This is a genomic window from Elioraea sp., from assembly GCF_022842375.1.
Lineage (GTDB): Bacteria > Pseudomonadota > Alphaproteobacteria > Acetobacterales > Acetobacteraceae > Elioraea_A.
This window is the reverse complement of record NZ_JALHPR010000002.1, coordinates 188,591-204,058: the sequence shown is the minus strand read 5'-3', so window position 1 is coordinate 204,058 and position 15,468 is coordinate 188,591. Positions and strand designations below refer to the sequence as shown.

At 69.3% G+C, this 15,468-nt stretch carries 17 protein-coding genes; 9 read left to right on the top strand and 8 right to left on the bottom strand.

The genetic code is table 11. The features are described 5' to 3' along the window. Positions 1 to 27: 27 nt before the first annotated feature. The 8 genes from Q0C38_RS02755 to Q0C38_RS02720 are packed head-to-tail and all read right to left on the bottom strand — an operon-like array spanning position 28 to position 7,783. Positions 28 to 1,617, bottom strand: coding sequence for an ABC transporter substrate-binding protein (locus Q0C38_RS02755; RefSeq protein WP_291295525.1), 1,590 nt, complete (start codon positions 1,615 to 1,617; stop codon positions 28 to 30). Positions 1,618 to 1,673: 56 nt separating this feature from the next. After that, on the bottom strand, positions 1,674 to 2,588 hold the full coding sequence (locus Q0C38_RS02750) for an ABC transporter permease (RefSeq protein ID WP_291295524.1): 915 nt from the start codon (positions 2,586 to 2,588) through the stop codon (positions 1,674 to 1,676). Further along, a complete protein-coding gene (locus tag Q0C38_RS02745; RefSeq protein ID WP_291295523.1) occupies positions 2,585 to 3,574 on the bottom strand; it encodes an ABC transporter permease in 990 nt (329 codons plus the stop codon). The genes Q0C38_RS02750 and Q0C38_RS02745 overlap by 4 nt, the downstream gene beginning before the upstream one ends. Further along, entirely contained in the window at positions 3,571 to 4,779 is a 1,209-nt protein-coding gene (locus Q0C38_RS02740) for an aminotransferase class V-fold PLP-dependent enzyme (protein ID WP_291295522.1), read from the bottom strand. Before Q0C38_RS02740 ends, Q0C38_RS02745 begins: the two co-directional genes overlap by 4 nt. Next, positions 4,776 to 5,798: a Gfo/Idh/MocA family protein gene (locus Q0C38_RS02735; RefSeq protein ID WP_291295521.1), complete on the bottom strand. Its 1,023-nt coding sequence runs from the start codon at positions 5,796 to 5,798 to the stop codon at positions 4,776 to 4,778. The genes Q0C38_RS02740 and Q0C38_RS02735 overlap by 4 nt, the downstream gene beginning before the upstream one ends. A gap of 13 nt (positions 5,799 to 5,811) precedes the next feature. Then, a complete protein-coding gene (locus tag Q0C38_RS02730; RefSeq protein ID WP_291295520.1) occupies positions 5,812 to 6,291 on the bottom strand; it encodes a VOC family protein in 480 nt (159 codons plus the stop codon). Then, positions 6,288 to 7,022, bottom strand: coding sequence for an SDR family NAD(P)-dependent oxidoreductase (locus tag Q0C38_RS02725; protein WP_291295519.1), 735 nt, complete (start codon positions 7,020 to 7,022; stop codon positions 6,288 to 6,290). Before Q0C38_RS02725 ends, Q0C38_RS02730 begins: the two co-directional genes overlap by 4 nt. After that, a complete protein-coding gene (locus tag Q0C38_RS02720; protein WP_291295518.1) occupies positions 7,019 to 7,783 on the bottom strand; it encodes an SDR family NAD(P)-dependent oxidoreductase in 765 nt (254 codons plus the stop codon). Before Q0C38_RS02720 ends, Q0C38_RS02725 begins: the two co-directional genes overlap by 4 nt. Before the next feature lie 112 nt (positions 7,784 to 7,895). Here Q0C38_RS02720 and Q0C38_RS02715 point away from each other — a divergent pair, with 112 nt between their 5' ends. From Q0C38_RS02715 to Q0C38_RS02675, 9 genes are all read left to right on the top strand, one after another. After that, positions 7,896 to 8,636, top strand: a complete 741-nt coding sequence (locus Q0C38_RS02715; RefSeq protein WP_291295517.1) for a ribonuclease activity regulator RraA — start codon at positions 7,896 to 7,898, stop codon at positions 8,634 to 8,636. Between the two features lie 4 nt (positions 8,637 to 8,640). Beyond that, a complete protein-coding gene (locus Q0C38_RS02710; RefSeq protein WP_291295516.1) occupies positions 8,641 to 8,916 on the top strand; it encodes a (2Fe-2S)-binding protein in 276 nt (91 codons plus the stop codon). Next, the gene (locus tag Q0C38_RS02705) at positions 8,913 to 10,322 is read left to right on the top strand and encodes an NAD(P)/FAD-dependent oxidoreductase (protein ID WP_291295515.1); all 1,410 of its coding nucleotides are present in this window, start codon (positions 8,913 to 8,915) and stop codon (positions 10,320 to 10,322) included. Before Q0C38_RS02710 ends, Q0C38_RS02705 begins: the two co-directional genes overlap by 4 nt. Beyond that, positions 10,319 to 11,446, top strand: coding sequence for an FAD-binding oxidoreductase (locus Q0C38_RS02700; protein WP_291295514.1), 1,128 nt, complete (start codon positions 10,319 to 10,321; stop codon positions 11,444 to 11,446). The genes Q0C38_RS02705 and Q0C38_RS02700 overlap by 4 nt, the downstream gene beginning before the upstream one ends. Continuing rightward, complete coding sequence (locus tag Q0C38_RS02695) at positions 11,443 to 12,381, top strand: dihydrodipicolinate synthase family protein (RefSeq protein WP_291295513.1); 939 nt, start codon at positions 11,443 to 11,445, stop codon at positions 12,379 to 12,381. The genes Q0C38_RS02700 and Q0C38_RS02695 overlap by 4 nt, the downstream gene beginning before the upstream one ends. A gap of 135 nt (positions 12,382 to 12,516) precedes the next feature. Beyond that, positions 12,517 to 13,353 (top strand): transporter substrate-binding domain-containing protein, encoded by an 837-nt coding sequence (locus Q0C38_RS02690; protein WP_291295512.1) that lies wholly within the window; start codon positions 12,517 to 12,519, stop codon positions 13,351 to 13,353. A gap of 35 nt (positions 13,354 to 13,388) precedes the next feature. Then, the gene (locus Q0C38_RS02685) at positions 13,389 to 14,063 is read left to right on the top strand and encodes an amino acid ABC transporter permease (RefSeq protein WP_291295511.1); all 675 of its coding nucleotides are present in this window, start codon (positions 13,389 to 13,391) and stop codon (positions 14,061 to 14,063) included. 2 nt (positions 14,064 to 14,065) lie between these two features. Further along, positions 14,066 to 14,758: an amino acid ABC transporter permease gene (locus tag Q0C38_RS02680; protein WP_291295510.1), complete on the top strand. Its 693-nt coding sequence runs from the start codon at positions 14,066 to 14,068 to the stop codon at positions 14,756 to 14,758. Beyond that, complete coding sequence (locus Q0C38_RS02675) at positions 14,733 to 15,467, top strand: amino acid ABC transporter ATP-binding protein (protein ID WP_291295509.1); 735 nt, start codon at positions 14,733 to 14,735, stop codon at positions 15,465 to 15,467. The genes Q0C38_RS02680 and Q0C38_RS02675 overlap by 26 nt, the downstream gene beginning before the upstream one ends. Position 15,468 lies beyond the last annotated feature (1 nt).

The window sequence follows — 15,468 nt, the reverse complement described above, 5'->3', positions numbered from 1 at the left end:
GGCGGGTCTGTCCGCCCGCGCAGCAGATCAGTTCACCTTCACCCAGCGGATCTCGAGCCAGTTGTCCGGCCGCAGCGGTGCGACGACGTTGGTGCGCATCGCCCAGACGAGAACCTGGTGATAGAGCGGAATGTAGATCCGCTCCTCCGTCACGCGCTTCCACGCGGCCTTCATCAGCGTCTCGCGCCTGGCAAGGTCGGTCTCGTCGCGGGCCGCACGGATCATCGCGTCGATCTCGGGGTTGCTGTAGAGCGAGTAGTTGAAGATGCCCTCCGGGTCGGCCCGGGTCATGTGCAGCGTTTCGAGCGCGTACATGCCGTCGAAATAGGGCGAGTTGAAGCCCATCATGAACATCGAGGTGTCACGCTCCCACAGCTTTGGGAAATAGCGTGCGCGCGGCATCAGGTTCAGCGACACGTTGAACCCCACCTGGTTCAGCATGGCGGTGACAGCCTGGCACACCTGCTCGTCGTTCACGTAGCGGTCGTTCGGGCAGTCGAGCGTGAACGCGAATCCTTGCGGCACGCCCGCCTCCTGCAACAGCCGCCGCGCTGCCGCCTGGTCGTAGGGGAGGCGCGCATCGAGGGCAGGGTCATACCCGACATTGCCGGGTGCGAGCAGTTGGCCCGTCGGCGTGGCGAGGCCGCGCATCGTCGCTCGCTGGATCGAGGCGATGTCGATCGCACGAGACACCGCCTCGCGCACCCGCCTGTCCCGGAATGGATTGCCGCCGCCCGGCTGGCCATACTTCAGCTGCTCGTTCTTCAGGTCGAAGCCGAAGAAGATGGTGCGGAACTCATCGGCCCGCTCGACGCGGAGGTTCTGGTCACGCTGCAGCCGCGCGACATCCTGCGTCGGCACATCGATCACGAGGTCGAGCTCGCGCGAGAGAAGGGCGGAGATGCGCGTCGGGTCATTGGCGATCGGTCGCCATTCGACACGGGTGACGTTGCCCTCGATCGGTGTCCAATAGCTGCCGTTGCGCTCGAGCACCGTGCGGCTGTCAGGCTCGCGCGTGCGCAGGATGAAGGGGCCCGTGCCGTTGGCGTTCAGCGCGGTGTGCGTCTCCTGCCGCGTGCGCAGGTTCTGCGGCTCGCGCACGCTGTGCTGCTCTGCCCAGCCACGATCCATCACGAAGATGTACGTGAGCTTGTCGGGCACCAGCGGGTCGGGCCCATCCGTCACGAGATCAACGGTGAGGTCATCGACGACGACGACCTCCTTGATTTTTGCAACGAAGATCTGGAACTGCGAACTCGCGGCCTTGGCACGCTCGATGCTGAACTTCACGTCATCGGCGCCGAAGGCCTCGCCGCCGTGGAAGCGGACGCCGGGGCGGAGATGGAAGCGCCAGGTGGTCGGGTTCACCAACTCCCACCGTGTCGCGAGGCCGGGGGCGAGCTTCAGCTGCCTGTCGCGTGTGACCAGCGCGTCGAAAACCATCGCATGCAGCGTCAGCGTCGTCTGTATGTTCTGTGCCTGGGGGTCCATTGTCCCCGCATCGGCCTGGACGCCGACGCGCAGCGTTGCCGCCTCCGCGGCGCCGGCCGTGATCGTTGCCGCAAGAAGGGCGGCACCGAGGCGCGCCCCCGTCAGTCCTGTTCCACGCATCGTCATGCCCCTCGTTCCCGTTTCGCCATGCCGTCCATCGCGTTCCCTGTCGTCCCCCGCCATCATTGCAGGGCGGGGTTGAGCGCATCCCGCAACCAGTCACCCAGCAGGTTCACCGCGAGGACGAGGAGCAGGAGTGCGATGCCGGGGAAGATGACGATCCACCACTCCCCCGACAGAAGGTAATCGTTGCCCACTCTGATCAATGTGCCAAGGGAGGGTTGCGTCGGCGGGATGCCGAGGCCGACGAAGGAAAGCGTCGCCTCCAGGATGATCGCCACTGCGAGGTTGATCGTGGCCAGCACGAGCACGGGTGTCAGCACGTTGGGCAGGATGTGGCGCAGCATGATCGCCCCCTGCCTGCGGCCGATGAGCGCCGCTGCCGCCACATAGTCACGCCCGCGCTCGACCATCGTCGCCCCCCGCACCGTGCGGGCATACTGCACCCAGCCGGTGATGCCGATGGCCAGGATGAGCAGCGGCACCGCTAGCCGCTCATGCGCCACGCCACCCAGGGCCGCGCGCGCGATGCCATCGAAGATCACCGCAACCAGGATGGCGGGGAAGGTGAGCTGGATGTCGGCCGCGCGCATGATCAGGGCGTCCGCCCAGCCACCGCGATAGCCCGCGATCAGCCCAAGCGGCACGCCGATCAGCACCGAGAGCAGGACGGATGCGGCGCCGACAAGCATCGACACCCGTGCGCCATAGATGATGGCCGACAGCAGGTCACGCCCCTGCGCATCGGTGCCGAGCAGGAAGGCAGGCGACCCCCCCTCCATCCACGCCGGCGGCAGGAAGGCATCGCGCAGCGCGATGCGCGTCAGGTCGAACACCGGCACCGGGGCGAGCGCATCTGGCACCACGGCGGCGGCGAGGAACAGCAGCAGCACCGCGGCGGCACCGATCGCGGCGGGCGAGCGGCGGAACTCGAAGGCGATGTCGGACTGCCATGCCCGGGTCAGGACATCCGTCATCGGCGTGCTGCCTCCAGCCCGCCATCGGCGCGCAGCCTGGGGTCGATCCAGAGATAGAGGAGGTCGACCACGAGGTTGATCGTGACGAACACGGCAGCGATCAGCACAAGGTAGGCCGACATCACCGGCACGTCGGCGGCCGCCACCGATTGCAGGAACAGGAGGCCAAGGCCCGGCCACTGGAACACGCTCTCGGTGATCACCGCGAAGCCGATGACCGAGCCGAGCTGGAGGCCCGCGATCGTCACCACCGGCACGAGCGTGTTGCGGAGCGCGTGGCGGAGATGCACCGCGCGGTCGCTCAATCCCCGCGCGCGGGCGAAGCGGATGAAGTCCTTCCGCAGCACCTCGAGCATCTCGGCGCGCACGAGGCGCATCATCATCGCGATCTGGAACACAGCGATCGTGATGGCGGGCAGGATCAGCGAACGCCAGCCGCTCAGCGTCAGCAGCCCGGTGCTCCAACCCCAGAGGTCGACGGTCTCGCCACGCCCGAAGCTCGGCAGCAGGTCGAACGTGACGCTGAACAACCAGATCAGCAGGACGCCCATGAAGAATGACGGCACCGAGATGCCAAGCAGCGAGACGCCAAGCAGCGCCTGCGCACCGGCGCTGCGGCGACGAAGGGCCGTGAGGATGCCGAGCGGAATGCCGAGCAGCAGCGCGAGCGCCATGCCGGCCAGCGCAAGCTCCACCGTCGCCGGCACACGCTCCGCCAGGATCACGTCGACAGGTCGGCCGAGGCGGTAGCTGACCCCGAAATCGCCGGAAAGCACGCGGCCGAGATAGTCGAGGAACTGCACCGGCATGGGCCTGTCGAGCCCGAGCTCGCTGCGGATCGCGGCCCGCGCGGCCTCGCTCGAGTCAGCACCCAGGATGCCGACGACGGGGTCACCCAGGTAGGTGAAGAGCACGAAGGCAAGCCCGATGACGACGAGCATCACGAGGGCTGCCTGCCAAAGGCGCGAGAGGACGTAGGCAATCATGCGGCGGCGCGCCCCGCGACGATCGCCACCGCCTCGGCCAGCGGTGCCGCGAGGCCATCGAGGTCAGCCGGTGCGACATAGGCCTGCACGGAGAGCCGGAGCCAGAGCGCCCCGCCGAGCGCCATCACCGGCGCCTCGATGCGGGCACACTCCCACAGCGCGTTGCGCAGCAGCCCCGCGGTCGGCCAGTCGGGCGCGAGCCTGTCGATGCCGGGCAGTGCGCTGCCGCTGAGGCGGATGGTGGCCATCGCTGCGAACATGTCGGCGGGCGCGCCAAGCGGCGTGGCGATGTCTGCCGCGAGCGCAGTTGCCGATGCCTGTGCCAGCGTATCGTTGCGCATACGTAGCGCAGCCCCGCCGATGCGCTGGTGGAAGCGGATCGCCTCGGCAACGGTGAGCCATGCTGAGGGGTCGCGCGTGCCGGTCTTGTCGAACTCGGCCGTGAAGCCCTGGCCATAGGCGTGGGAGATGACCGTCGGGTGCACCTCCCACGGCGCATCCTGGGCCACCGCGAGAAATCCGGCGCCTTTCGGACTGCACAGCCATTTATGGCAGTTGCCCGCGTACCAGGTCGCCCCGAGCGCATCGATCGAGAGCGGCAGCAGCCCAGGCGCGTGCGCACCATCGACGAGGACGGGAATGCCTCGCCCGCGAGCCGCCGCGATGATCGGCGCAATCGGCAGGATGACCGCCGATGGCGAGCCGACATGGTCGATCACGACGAGCTTCGTGCGTGGCCCGAGAGCGCCGGTCACCGCCGCAGCAGCACCCTCGCTGGTGGTGACGGGCATGCCGATGGGCGCCTCGATCACACTCGCCCCGGCCCGCGCGGCGTGGTGGCGCAGAGTCTGCCGCACGGCGTTGTAGACGTGGTCTGTCGTGACGATTTCATCACCTGGCACAAGCGGCGCAGAAGCGACCACGGCGTTGACGGCGGTCGAGGCATTGTCGACGAAGCCGAGCCATTCCGGTGCGGTGCCGACGAATGCCGCAAGCGCTGCTGCGGCCTCGCGCAGCAGGCTTGGCAGGTCGTTGAGGAAGAAGCGCGCCGGCTGGCGTTCCATCCGCGCGCGGATCGTTGCCTGGTGCGCCAGGAGCTCCGTCGGGCAGCCACCGAAGGCGCCGTGGTTCAGGTGCCGCGCGCCTGGCTCGAGGCCCCAGAGGGATTTCGCCTCCTCCGGCGTCGGGACGACGCCCTCCGTCATGGCGCGATCGCGATGGGCCGCCCGGCGGCGACGGAGAGCGACACCGCCTCGAACGCGGCCACGCCGTTGATCAGCTCTGCCCGCGTGACCGGATAGGGCGCCGTTCCGGCGATCGCATCCGCGAAGGCCTCAAGCTCCGCCCGCTCGATGTCGAACGGCGCGTAGTGGCGCCGTTCCGTGTCGCCGGAGGTGAAGGTGACATCGAGCGTCTCGCTGCCGCGCTGCTCGGCGCCGCCGTTCAGCTCCGCCTTGCCGCGCGTGCCGAACACGACGACGCGATAGGTGGAGGCGGTCGCGGTGATCGTCAGCAGCGAGGCGACTGCGCCAGAGGCCAGCCGGAACGTCACTATCGTCGTGTCGTCCATCAGGAAGTCATGCACGCGGCGGGTCGAGAGGGCGTGCACCTCGGCGATGGGGCCGGCGAGGTGGATGATCGTGTCGATCTGGTGGATGCCGGAGCCGGCGAGCCCGCCTGCGGGGCTCTCGCCCGGCGCGACCCGCCACATGCCCGGGCGATAGCGGCCGGCGACGTTACCGGAAAAATGCGTCTCCACATGCAGGATCGTGCCAAGGGTGCCTGCCTCGATCATCGCCTTCAGCGCGACGATGGGAGAGAGGAAGCGGCGGTTGAATCCCGCGGCGACGATGATCCCGGCTTCATCCGCCGCTGCCAGCGCCTCCTCCGCGCTGGCACGGGTAAGGGTCACCGGCTTCTCGACGAACACGGGCTTGCCTGCCCGGGCGCAGGCGATGATCTGCCCGGTGTGCTGCGAGTGCGGCGTGGCGAGCACGATGCCGTCGATCGCAGGGTCGGCCAGCACCGCCCCGAGGTCGGTGTGCACCGCAAGCCCGCGTGCGGCGGCGTCGGCTGCCGACCGTGCGGGGTCACGCACAACGGCTGCGACGAAGCCGAGCTTGTCGCTCTTTCCCCGCACCGAATCGACCAACACCTTGCCCCACCGCCCAAGCCCCGCGATCGCCAACGCCTTCACTGCACCCGCCTTCCCTGGTCCATCCATTCCGAAGCCGCCATCAGATCCCCTTCACCGCGCGGTATCGTTCCTCCTCCTCCGGTGTGTAGACCTGCATGAATTCGAGCTCGATGCCTGCCGTTTCATCATCGAGGAAGGCAACGTAGCCCTCGGGATGAGGGTGGCTGCCCGCCACGTTGCAGGCCTTGCACATCCTGAGCCGCGCGCCCTTCGCCTGGGCATCGGCCAGCGCGCGGTCGATGTCGCTGACCGCGTAGCAGATGTGGTGCAGCCCCTCGCCGCCACGCTCCCTGATCCAGGTGGAGAAGCGGCCATCCTCGTCCATCGACTGGCAGAGCTGGTGCTCGATCCCGCCGAGCTCGAACAACGCGACGCGGGTGCGCGAGCCTGGCCAGTCGACCACCCGCGGGCGCGCCGGGCCCCCCGCGAGCCTGGCGTAGCGCGCGAGGCCGGCATCGGCGTCGCGCACCGCGAAGGCCATGTGCTTGATGCCGATGATGGCGGTGATCGCATCCGTCATGCCCTGTACTCCGTCGTGGCCGTGTCATGCGCAAGTGCCTGCACGAGGTCCCACGCCCGCACATACCGGTCATTGAGGCCGGAGGCGTCCTGCTGCGCGAGGTGAATGAAGGCGGGTGCGAGCTCTGCCGGGTCCTTCCAGATGGCGCGCATCGCCTCGCTGTAGGTCGTCTCGCTCATCGCCGTGCGCACCGGGTGCCCTGGCGTGATGGTGTTCACCGAAACACCGTAGGGAGCGAATTCGAGGGCGAGGGCGCGCGACATACCTTCGAGCCCGAATTTGCTCGCGCAATAGGCGCTCTCATGCAGCCCCCCGCGCACCCCGGCGTTGGAGGACATGCTGATGATCGCCCCCCGCCGCCGCCGCTTCATGCCGGGGGCGACGGCGCGGATGCAGAGGAACGCGGCGCGGAGGTTGACGGCGATCAGCCTGTCCCACGCTTCGACAGCGATCTCCTCGACCGGGGCAAGGGTGATGATTCCGGCATTGTTGACGAGCACGTCGATCTGCCCCTCCGCCGCCTCGATCGCGGCGAAGGCAGCGGCGACGGCGGTCTCGTCCGTCACGTCGACGATATGATGGGTGATGCGGGCCCCGTCACGTTCCGACGGCAGGATGTCGAGCGCATGCACGGCGGCACCTTCGGCAGCATAGGCGCGCGCGACGGCAGCCCCGATGCCGCGCGCGGCACCGGTGACGACGGCGACGCGGCCGGCAAGCGCCCCGCTCACGTCGCCACCCTCCCGCCATCGACGAGCATGCCGGTGCCGGTGATGAACGCTGCCTCGTCGCTCGCCAGGAACAGCGCGAGGGAGGCGACCTCCTCCGCCGTGCCGAGGCGGCCGAGGGGGGTGATGGCGCGGGCGGCCTCCATCCAGGCGTCCGGGTCGGCCGCGCGGTCGCGGTGGCGGGCGTTCATCGCCGTGTCGATCACCCCGGCGCAGACGGCGTTCACCCGGATGTTGCGCGCGGCATACTCGATGGCGAGCACGCGCGTCAGCGCCATCACCCCGCCCTTCGAAGCTGCGTAGGCGGCATTCTGCCCGACATTGGCGAAGGCGGCGACCGATGCGTTCGTGACGATCGCCCCGCCGCCAGCGCGGAGCATCGCGCTAATCGCAGCCTGGCACGTGAGGAACGTTCCGGTGAGGTTCACCGCAAGGACGCGCGACCAATGCTCCTCCGCCAGCGCATCGCTGTCGGCCGCCACCTGCTCGATCCCGGCATTGACGAAGGCCGTGTCGAGTCCGCCGAACCGCCGCTCGGCCTCCGCTACCAGGGTTGCGACGGCCGCGGCATTCGTCACGTCGGCATGGCGGAAGGCAAGGGGGAGGCCCGCCGATGCGGCCTCGACCGCCAGTGCTGCCCCGGCCGCGTCGTCGACGTCGGCAGCAAGCACGCGGCAGCCTTCCCGCGCGAAGCGGAGCGCCGCGGCGCGGCCGATGCCATGCGCCGCGCCCGTGACGATCGCGCGTTTACCCGAAAGTCGCACCAGAACTCCCCGCAGGCCTCCCACGCCAAGCGTAGGCGGCAACCGCGTAGGGGGCTAGGCCCCACCGCGAACCCCTCGCTACACTGGACCTATACCCAAGGAGCGAGACACGATGCCCGATGCCACGCCGGCCACCCCAGCCTTGACCGACGAGATCCGTCGCCTGCTCTCCGGCGTCGCGGTGCCGACGGTTGTGTCGATCCTCTACCGCAAGGGGTTGCGCGGCATGATGATGCAGGCGCCGAAGCCCCTGAACCCGGCAGCGACGAAGTTCGTCGGCACAGCCTTCACCGTGCGCACCATCCCCGTTCGGGAGGACCTGGTGGAGGCAACGGCGCGGGGCGAGCGGCCGAACCTGCAGGGCGAGGCGGTGGCGCGCGTCGCTGCAGGCGACGTTCTCGTCGTCGCGATGGAAGGCGAGACGCGCACGGCCTTCATGGGCGACATCATGACAACGCATTTCCTCACCAAGGGCGTCGCCGGCGTGGTGCTCGACGGTGGCGTGTCGGACGCCGCCGCCATCTCCACCATTCCGCTGCCGGTGTTCTGCTGCGGCACGGCAGGAACGCCGGTGACGTCGCACAGGCTGGTGGTCGAACTCCAGGCAGCGATCGGCTGCGCCGGCGTGGCGGTGTTCCCCGGCGACGTGGTGATGGGCGATGCCAACGGCGTCGTCTGCATCCCCGCCCATCTCGCCGCCGAGGTGGCGAAAACGGCCGCTGACCGCGAGGCCTTCGAGGAATGGGTGCTGGGCGAGGCGCGGAAGGGCAGGGCGCTCGCCGGCCTGTACCCCGCCAACGAGGCAACGATGCGCGAATACGAAGCCTGCCGCGCAGCCGGCACGGGAGGCTGATCGCGTGAGCGGGGCGCCCGCTCGAGGCAGTGTCGTCATGCGCGTGGACGGGCGGGATGTCGTGGCAACGCCAGGCATCTCGGTGGCCGCTGCCCTGCTCGCGGCAGGCATCGTCGTGCTGCGCCGTAGCCCGGCGGGCGACACACCCCGCGGCGCCTTCTGCCTGATGGGCGTGTGCCAGGAATGCACCGTGCTGATCGAGGGGCGGGCGGAGCGTGCCTGCATGATCGCCGTGCGCGATGGCATCGCCGTGTCGTTGCGCGGGCCGCACGCGGAATGAAGGTTGATCTCGCCGTGCTTGGCGCCGGGCCTGCCGGTGCCAATGCCGCCCTCGCTGCCGCCGGCCACGGTCTCTCCGTCGCGGTGATCGACGAGAACGCCGCGGCGGGCGGGCAGGTCTGGCGCGCGCCGGCACCATCAGTCACGCGCGATGACGCCGATGCGCGGGACGGCGCGGCGCTGAGGGAGAAGCTTCGCATTTCGACCGTCGAGCACCTCGACAGCGCGACCGCCTGGCTGATCGCGCGCGACGATGCCTGGCGCGTCGACGTCGCCAGGCACGGGCGGTCAGAGACGGTGACGGCGGATGCGCTGGTCATCGCCACGGGCGCGCATGAGCGCGTCATGCCGTTTCCCGGCTGGACGCTGCCTGGCGTGATCGGGCTCGCCGCGGCGACGATCCTTCTCAAGGCCAACGGCGTGCTGCCGGGGCAGAGGACCGTTGTCGCTGGCTGCGGGCCGCTTCTCTCGCTTGTCGCTGCCTCGATCCTGAAGGCAGGCGGAACCGTCGCCGCGGTGGTCGATCTCGCGTCGCGCGCCGAATGGCTTGGCGCGCTGCCGGCGCTGGCTGCGCGGCCCGACCTTCTCGCCCGCGGTGCGCTCTGGCGCGCGCGGATCGCCGCGGCCCGCGTTCCGGTGTTCCATCGTCACACGGTCATCCGCGCCGAAGGAACCGAGAGGCTCGGGGCGGTGCGCCTAGGGCGTGTCGATGCGGAGGGGCGCCTCGTTCCCGGCGCGCCCGAGGTGGCGATCGCCGCCGATGCGCTCGCCATCGGCCACGGGCTCGTTCCCGACACGGCCGCGACACGGCTTCTCCGCCTCCGCCATCGCTACGACGCGGCGAGCGGCTGGGTCGCCGCGCGTGACGGAACGCTGGCCGGTTCCGTTGCGCGGCTGTGGCTCGCCGGCGAGGTGGGGGGCATCGGCGGCGCTGCCGTCGCCGCGCTCCAGGGCAGGCTGGCGGGGCTTGCGGCGGCGCAGGCGCTGGGCCGGAGCGCGGCCGCGGCGGAGGCAGCACAGCTTCAGGCCGGGATCGCGCGCGCCGGCCGTGCGGCAGCTGCAATGTCGTGGATGATGCGCCCGCGCCCTGCGATGGCCGGGGGGATCACGCCCGAGACCATCGTCTGCCGCTGCGAGGACGTCCCCCGCGCGGCGATCGAGGCCGCGATCGCCGCCGGCGCGCGCGACCTCAACCAGGTGAAGCAGTGGACGCGCTGCGGCATGGGCCCCTGCCAGGGCCGCATGTGCGGCGAGGCGGCGGCATCGCTGCTCGCCCCCCATGTCGGCGGGCGCGAGAACGTTGCGCCTTGGACGGGGCGCCCGCCGCTCAGGCCCGTCTCGGCCGATGACCTGCTCGGCGACTTCGACTACGCCGACATCCCGATCCCGGCCCCTGCACCACCATGACGAATGCTGATCGTTTCGACTGCGCCGTCATCGGCGCGGGCGTGATGGGGGCGAGCGTGGCGCTGCCGCTGGCGCGTGCGGGGATGCGCGTCGCGCTGGTCGATCGCGGTCCCATCTGCCGCGAAGCGTCGGGCGTGAATGCCGGCACGCTGACGATGCAGATGACGCGCGCCGCCCTCATTCCCTACGCGCTGAAGGCCTGGGAACTGTGGATGGACACGCCCCGCTGGCTCGGCCTGTCCGTCGGGGCGGAGCAGCGCGATGGCCTCTCCGTCGCCTTCACCGAGGCGGAGGTGGCGATCCTCGAGGCGCGCGCTGCCGCGCGGCGGGCAGCGGGCGCGCCGATCACCCTGGTCGACGGCGCGCGTGCGCGGGAGATCGAGCCTGGGCTATCGGAGCGCGCGCTGCGCGTCGGCCACTGCCCCGTCGACGGGTTCGCCTCCGCCTACCTGACCGGGCGGGCCTTCCGTGTCGCACTCGAGGGAGCCGGCGTCGCGCTGCGCGAAGGCGTGGCCGTCACCGGCGTCGAGCGGGTGCGCGGCGGCTGGCAGGTGCGGGTTGCCGATGGCGAGCCGCTCATGGCAACGCGCGTGGTGCTTGCCGGCGGCGTGTGGCTCGAGGACATGGCGGGGTGGTTCGGCATCAGGCTGCCGATCAAGGTGCTGATCAACCAGCTCGCGGTAACCGAGCGCATGCCGCCCGTGATGCAGAGCGTTCTCGGCATCGCCTCCGGGCTGCTGTCGCTGAAGCAGTATCCGAACGGCACCGTGCTGATCGGCGGCGGCTGGCAGGGCAGGGGCGGGCGGCATGACGGGCGCGGCGATGCCTTCGTGCCGGAGGCGCTGATCGGCAACATCAGGCTCGCCGCCTTCGTCCTGCCCGCGCTGCGCCGCGCGCGCATCGTCCGCGCCTGGCTCGGCCTGGAGGCGGAGACGGCGGATGCCCTTCCGGTGCTTGGTCCCTTGCCGGGCGTCGAGGATGGCTGGATCATCGGCAGCGTTCATTCCGGCTACACGAGCGGCCCCTTCATGGGCGCGCTGCTCGCCGATGCCATCCTCGGCCGGCCGCTCGCACTGCCGCTGTTCCCCATCGACCGCCTGCTTGCACAAAAGGACGCCGCATGATCCCCGCACATGCCAACCCGTGGGACGGCATCTACCCCTCGACCATCGTTCCTATGACGGATGAGGGTGTCCTCGACGAGGCCGCCATCGCGCGGCATACGGCGGACGTGGCCGCGTCGGACGGCATCGTCGGCGTCCTCTGCAACGGCCATGCGGGCGAGAACGTGTATCTCACGCGCGCCGAGAAGCGCCGCGTCATCGAGCTCACCGTCTCGACGGTGGGGCAGCGCCGCATCATCGTGTGCGGCATCAATGCCGAGGCGACGGACGAGGCGATCCTGCACGCCGAGGATGCGCGGGACGCAGGCGCCGATGCGCTGATGGTGTTCGCCCCGAATGGCTGGGCCACGTTCCATGATCCCGCCGCGATCATGGCCCACCACGAGGCGGTGATCGGAGCGGCGGGCCTGCCGGTATTCCTGTTCCAGGGCAGCGTGAATGCGGGTCGGACGGCGTTTCCGCCCTCCTTGCTCGCCGCCTTGGCACGGCTGCCGGGCGTCGTCGGCGTCAAGGAAGGGAGCTGGGAGACGGCGGCCTACGAGGCCTCGCGCCGCGCGGTGGCGGAGGCGGCGCCCCATGTGCGGATGATGGCAAGCGGCGATGAGCACCTGTTCACCTGCTACGTGCTCGGCAGCGAGGGTAGCCTCGTTTCCCTCGCTGACATCATCCCCGAAACGATCGTCGCCCTGGACCGCGCAGTGCGCGCGAGCGACCTTGTCGCGGCGCGGCGACACCACGCGATCATCTACCCGCTCGCGCGCGCGATCTACGGCACGGCGCCTGGTGGCTGGGCGACGGCGCGGATCAAGGCCTGCCTCGCGCTGCTCGGCCGCATCCCCTCGGCCACGACGAAGCGACCCATCGGGCCGCTGCCGGGGGCAGAGGTCGAGCGGCTTCGCGAGGTGCTCGTGGCGACAGGGTTGCTGCGGGCGTAGGCAAAACGCCTCCGATTTCATCGCCGAGGGGGCCAGCTTGGTGATGCTGCGCCCAGGGAGCATCACAAGGGTCCTTGCCAGCCCTCACCGCAGCCGACACGATCCGGTGCCACAACGCCATCTCGGGGGGTCTCGATGCGTACCTGGTTCACGTCCAACCGCCGTCGCCTGTTCACGGCGACCGCTGCCACCGCTGCTGTTCTCGCCACCACCGGCAGCCGCCCATCTTCCGCTCGGCCGATCGACCAGGTGGTGCAGACGAAGCGGCTGCGCATCGGAGTCAATCCCACCCTCGCGCCGCTCGCCCGGATCAACGACCGCAACCAGCTCGAAGGCTTCGATGTCGATATCGGCAACGAGCTCGGGCGTATTCTCGGCGAAGGCGCGCAGGTCGAGTTCGTCCATCTCGGCTCTCCGGACCGCATTCCCTTCGTCTCGACAGGTCGCGTCGACCTCGTCATGGGGGCGATGACGCGCACGCCGGCGCGTGCGCTGGTGATCGACTACACCGTGCCGATCTCCACCCAGGCGATGACGGTCATCACCATCGAGGGCCGCGGCATCAATGCGCTGGCCGATTTGAACCGGCCGACCACGCAGTTCATCATGGTGCGCGGCACGATCGGCGTTCCCTGGATCCAGGCGAATGCGCCTCTGGCACGCGTGACGCTGCTCGACAACTACCCCGACGCGATGCGTGCGCTCGCGCAGGGGCGCGGCAACGCCATGGTGGACGTCGCCGACGGCCTGCGGGTACAGATGGCCAGCCAGAACGTCGCATGGAAGGTGCTGCCTGACGTGCTCGCTGCCTTCTATCCCTGCATCGGCGTGCAGAAGGGCAACTTCACGCTGCGCGACTGGACGAACGTCGCGCTGTTCGACATGCATGCGAGCGGCTTCATCAACGCCACCTGGGAGAAGTGGTACGGCGGCCCGATGACGCGCCCGGTGCCGTTCACCCCTTACTTCTGAGACAAGGCATCTGAAGGCAGCCTGCCGGGGCTTTCGTGAACTACACGTTCCAGTGGGGCCAGGTCACGGGCCACATCCCGTACCTGGCCGGCGGCGCGATGATCGCGCTGCAACTCGCGTTCTTTGGCTTCGCCATCGGCATGGTCGTCGGCGCTCTCTGCGCCGCGACCAAGGCCTATGGACCGAAGGCAGCGCGGCGGCTGGTCGATGCCTATGTCAGCTTCTTCACGAACACGCCGCTGCTCGTGCAGATATTCTTCCTCTACTACGGTCTGCCTGACGCGGGCATCTTCCTCGACAGCTACCAGGCCGTGCTGGTCGGCATCAGCCTCAACGCCGGTGCGTACCTCACCGAGATCCAGCGCGCGGGCTTCATGTCGGTGCGGCGGACGGAGCTCGATGCCGCCGCCACGCTCGGCTTCTCGCGGCTGCAGATGATCCGCTACGTCGTGGTGCCGCATTTGCTCAAGACGCTCTACGCACCGCTTGCCAACCACTACATCGTCATGGTGCTCGGCACCTCGATTGCCGCAATCTTCGGCGTCGAGGAGCTGACGGGCCGCGCGCTGAACGTGAACGCGATCAACTTCCGCTCGTTCGAGATCTTCTCGATCGCGGCCGGCATGTACATCACGCTGACCATTGCCGCATCGGCCAGCCTCTATTGGTTCGGGCTCTACGCCTTCCGCATCAAGGCGAAGGTGTTCTAGCCATGTTCGCCACGCTCATCGCCGAGGCCCCGCGCTTCTTCACCTACTGGAACATGGTGTTCCTCGCCACCGCCGTGGGCAACACGCTGGTGATGGCCTTCGCCGGCTGTGGGCTCGGCCTCCTGTTCGGGCTTGGCCTGGCGGTCACGCGGGCGGAGCGGATCGTGCATGTCGCACCACTGCGGTGGCTCGCGATCCTGTTCGTCGAGGTGTTCCGTCGCATCCCCGTTCTCGTGCTGCTGCTGTTCGTGTTCTTCACGTTCCAGCTGCTCGGCTTCAGCCTGCACGCGCTCGCCGTCGGCACGATCGCGATCGTGCTGCGCGCCTCCTCGCTGTTCGCGGAGAATTTCCGTGCCGGGATCGAGTCGGTGCACCCCAACCAGTGGGACGCCGCCGAGGTGATGAACCTCTCGCCGCTGCAGACGCTTCGGCTCACCGTGCTGCCGCAGGCCTGGCCGGTGATCCTGCCGCCGATGACGATCGGCCTCGTCGGCATGATCAAGGCAACCTCGCTCGCCTCCCAGATCAGCGTTCTCGAGCTCACCTTCGCCGCACGGCAGCTGAACCAGCGCGGCTTCTCGGCGCTCATCGCCTTCGGCACCATCCTCGTGATCTACTTCGTCATCTCCTGGGGCGTCGCCCGCCTCGGGGCCAGTGTGGAGAGGCGGCTTGTTCCTCAGCATCGACGGGCTTAGCGCAGGCTACGGCGGCACGCGGGTCCTCGAGGACGTGTCGTTCTCGCTCGAGCGTGGCGAGATCGTGAGCCTCATCGGCCCATCCGGATCGGGGAAGAGCACCGTGCTGCGCTGCCTCGTCGGCCTCGTGCCGCCGGAGGCCGGCCGGATCGCGCTCGATGGCAGCGCCGTCGACTACACCTCGCGCGCGGCAGTGCGCGGGGTGCGCGACAGGCTGGCCATCGTGTTCCAGCAGTACAACCTGTTCCAGAACATGACCGCGCTCGACAATGTCGCGATCGCGCCGCTGAAGGTGAAGGGCTGGCCGAAGGCCGAGGTGATGGCGGACGCCAAGCGGCTGCTCGACACCGTCGGCCTCGGCGACAAGCACGGTGCCTATCCTGATCAGCTCTCGGGCGGCCAGCAGCAGCGCGTGGCGATCGCGCGCGCGCTGGCGCTGAAGCCCGATGTGCTGCTGCTTGACGAGATCACGTCGGCGCTTGACCCAGAGCTCGTGACGGAGGTGCTCGACACGATCCGAGGGCTTGCTGCGAACGGCATGACCATGCTCGTCGTCAGCCACGAGATGGCCTTCGTGCGCGAGGTGTCGTCACGCGTGCTGTTTATGGACCGCGGCCGCGTGATCGAGACCGGCCCGCCGGCCGAGCTGTTCGACGCACCAAGGACCGAGCGCGCGCGTGACTTCGTGACCAAGATCCTGAGGCATTGAG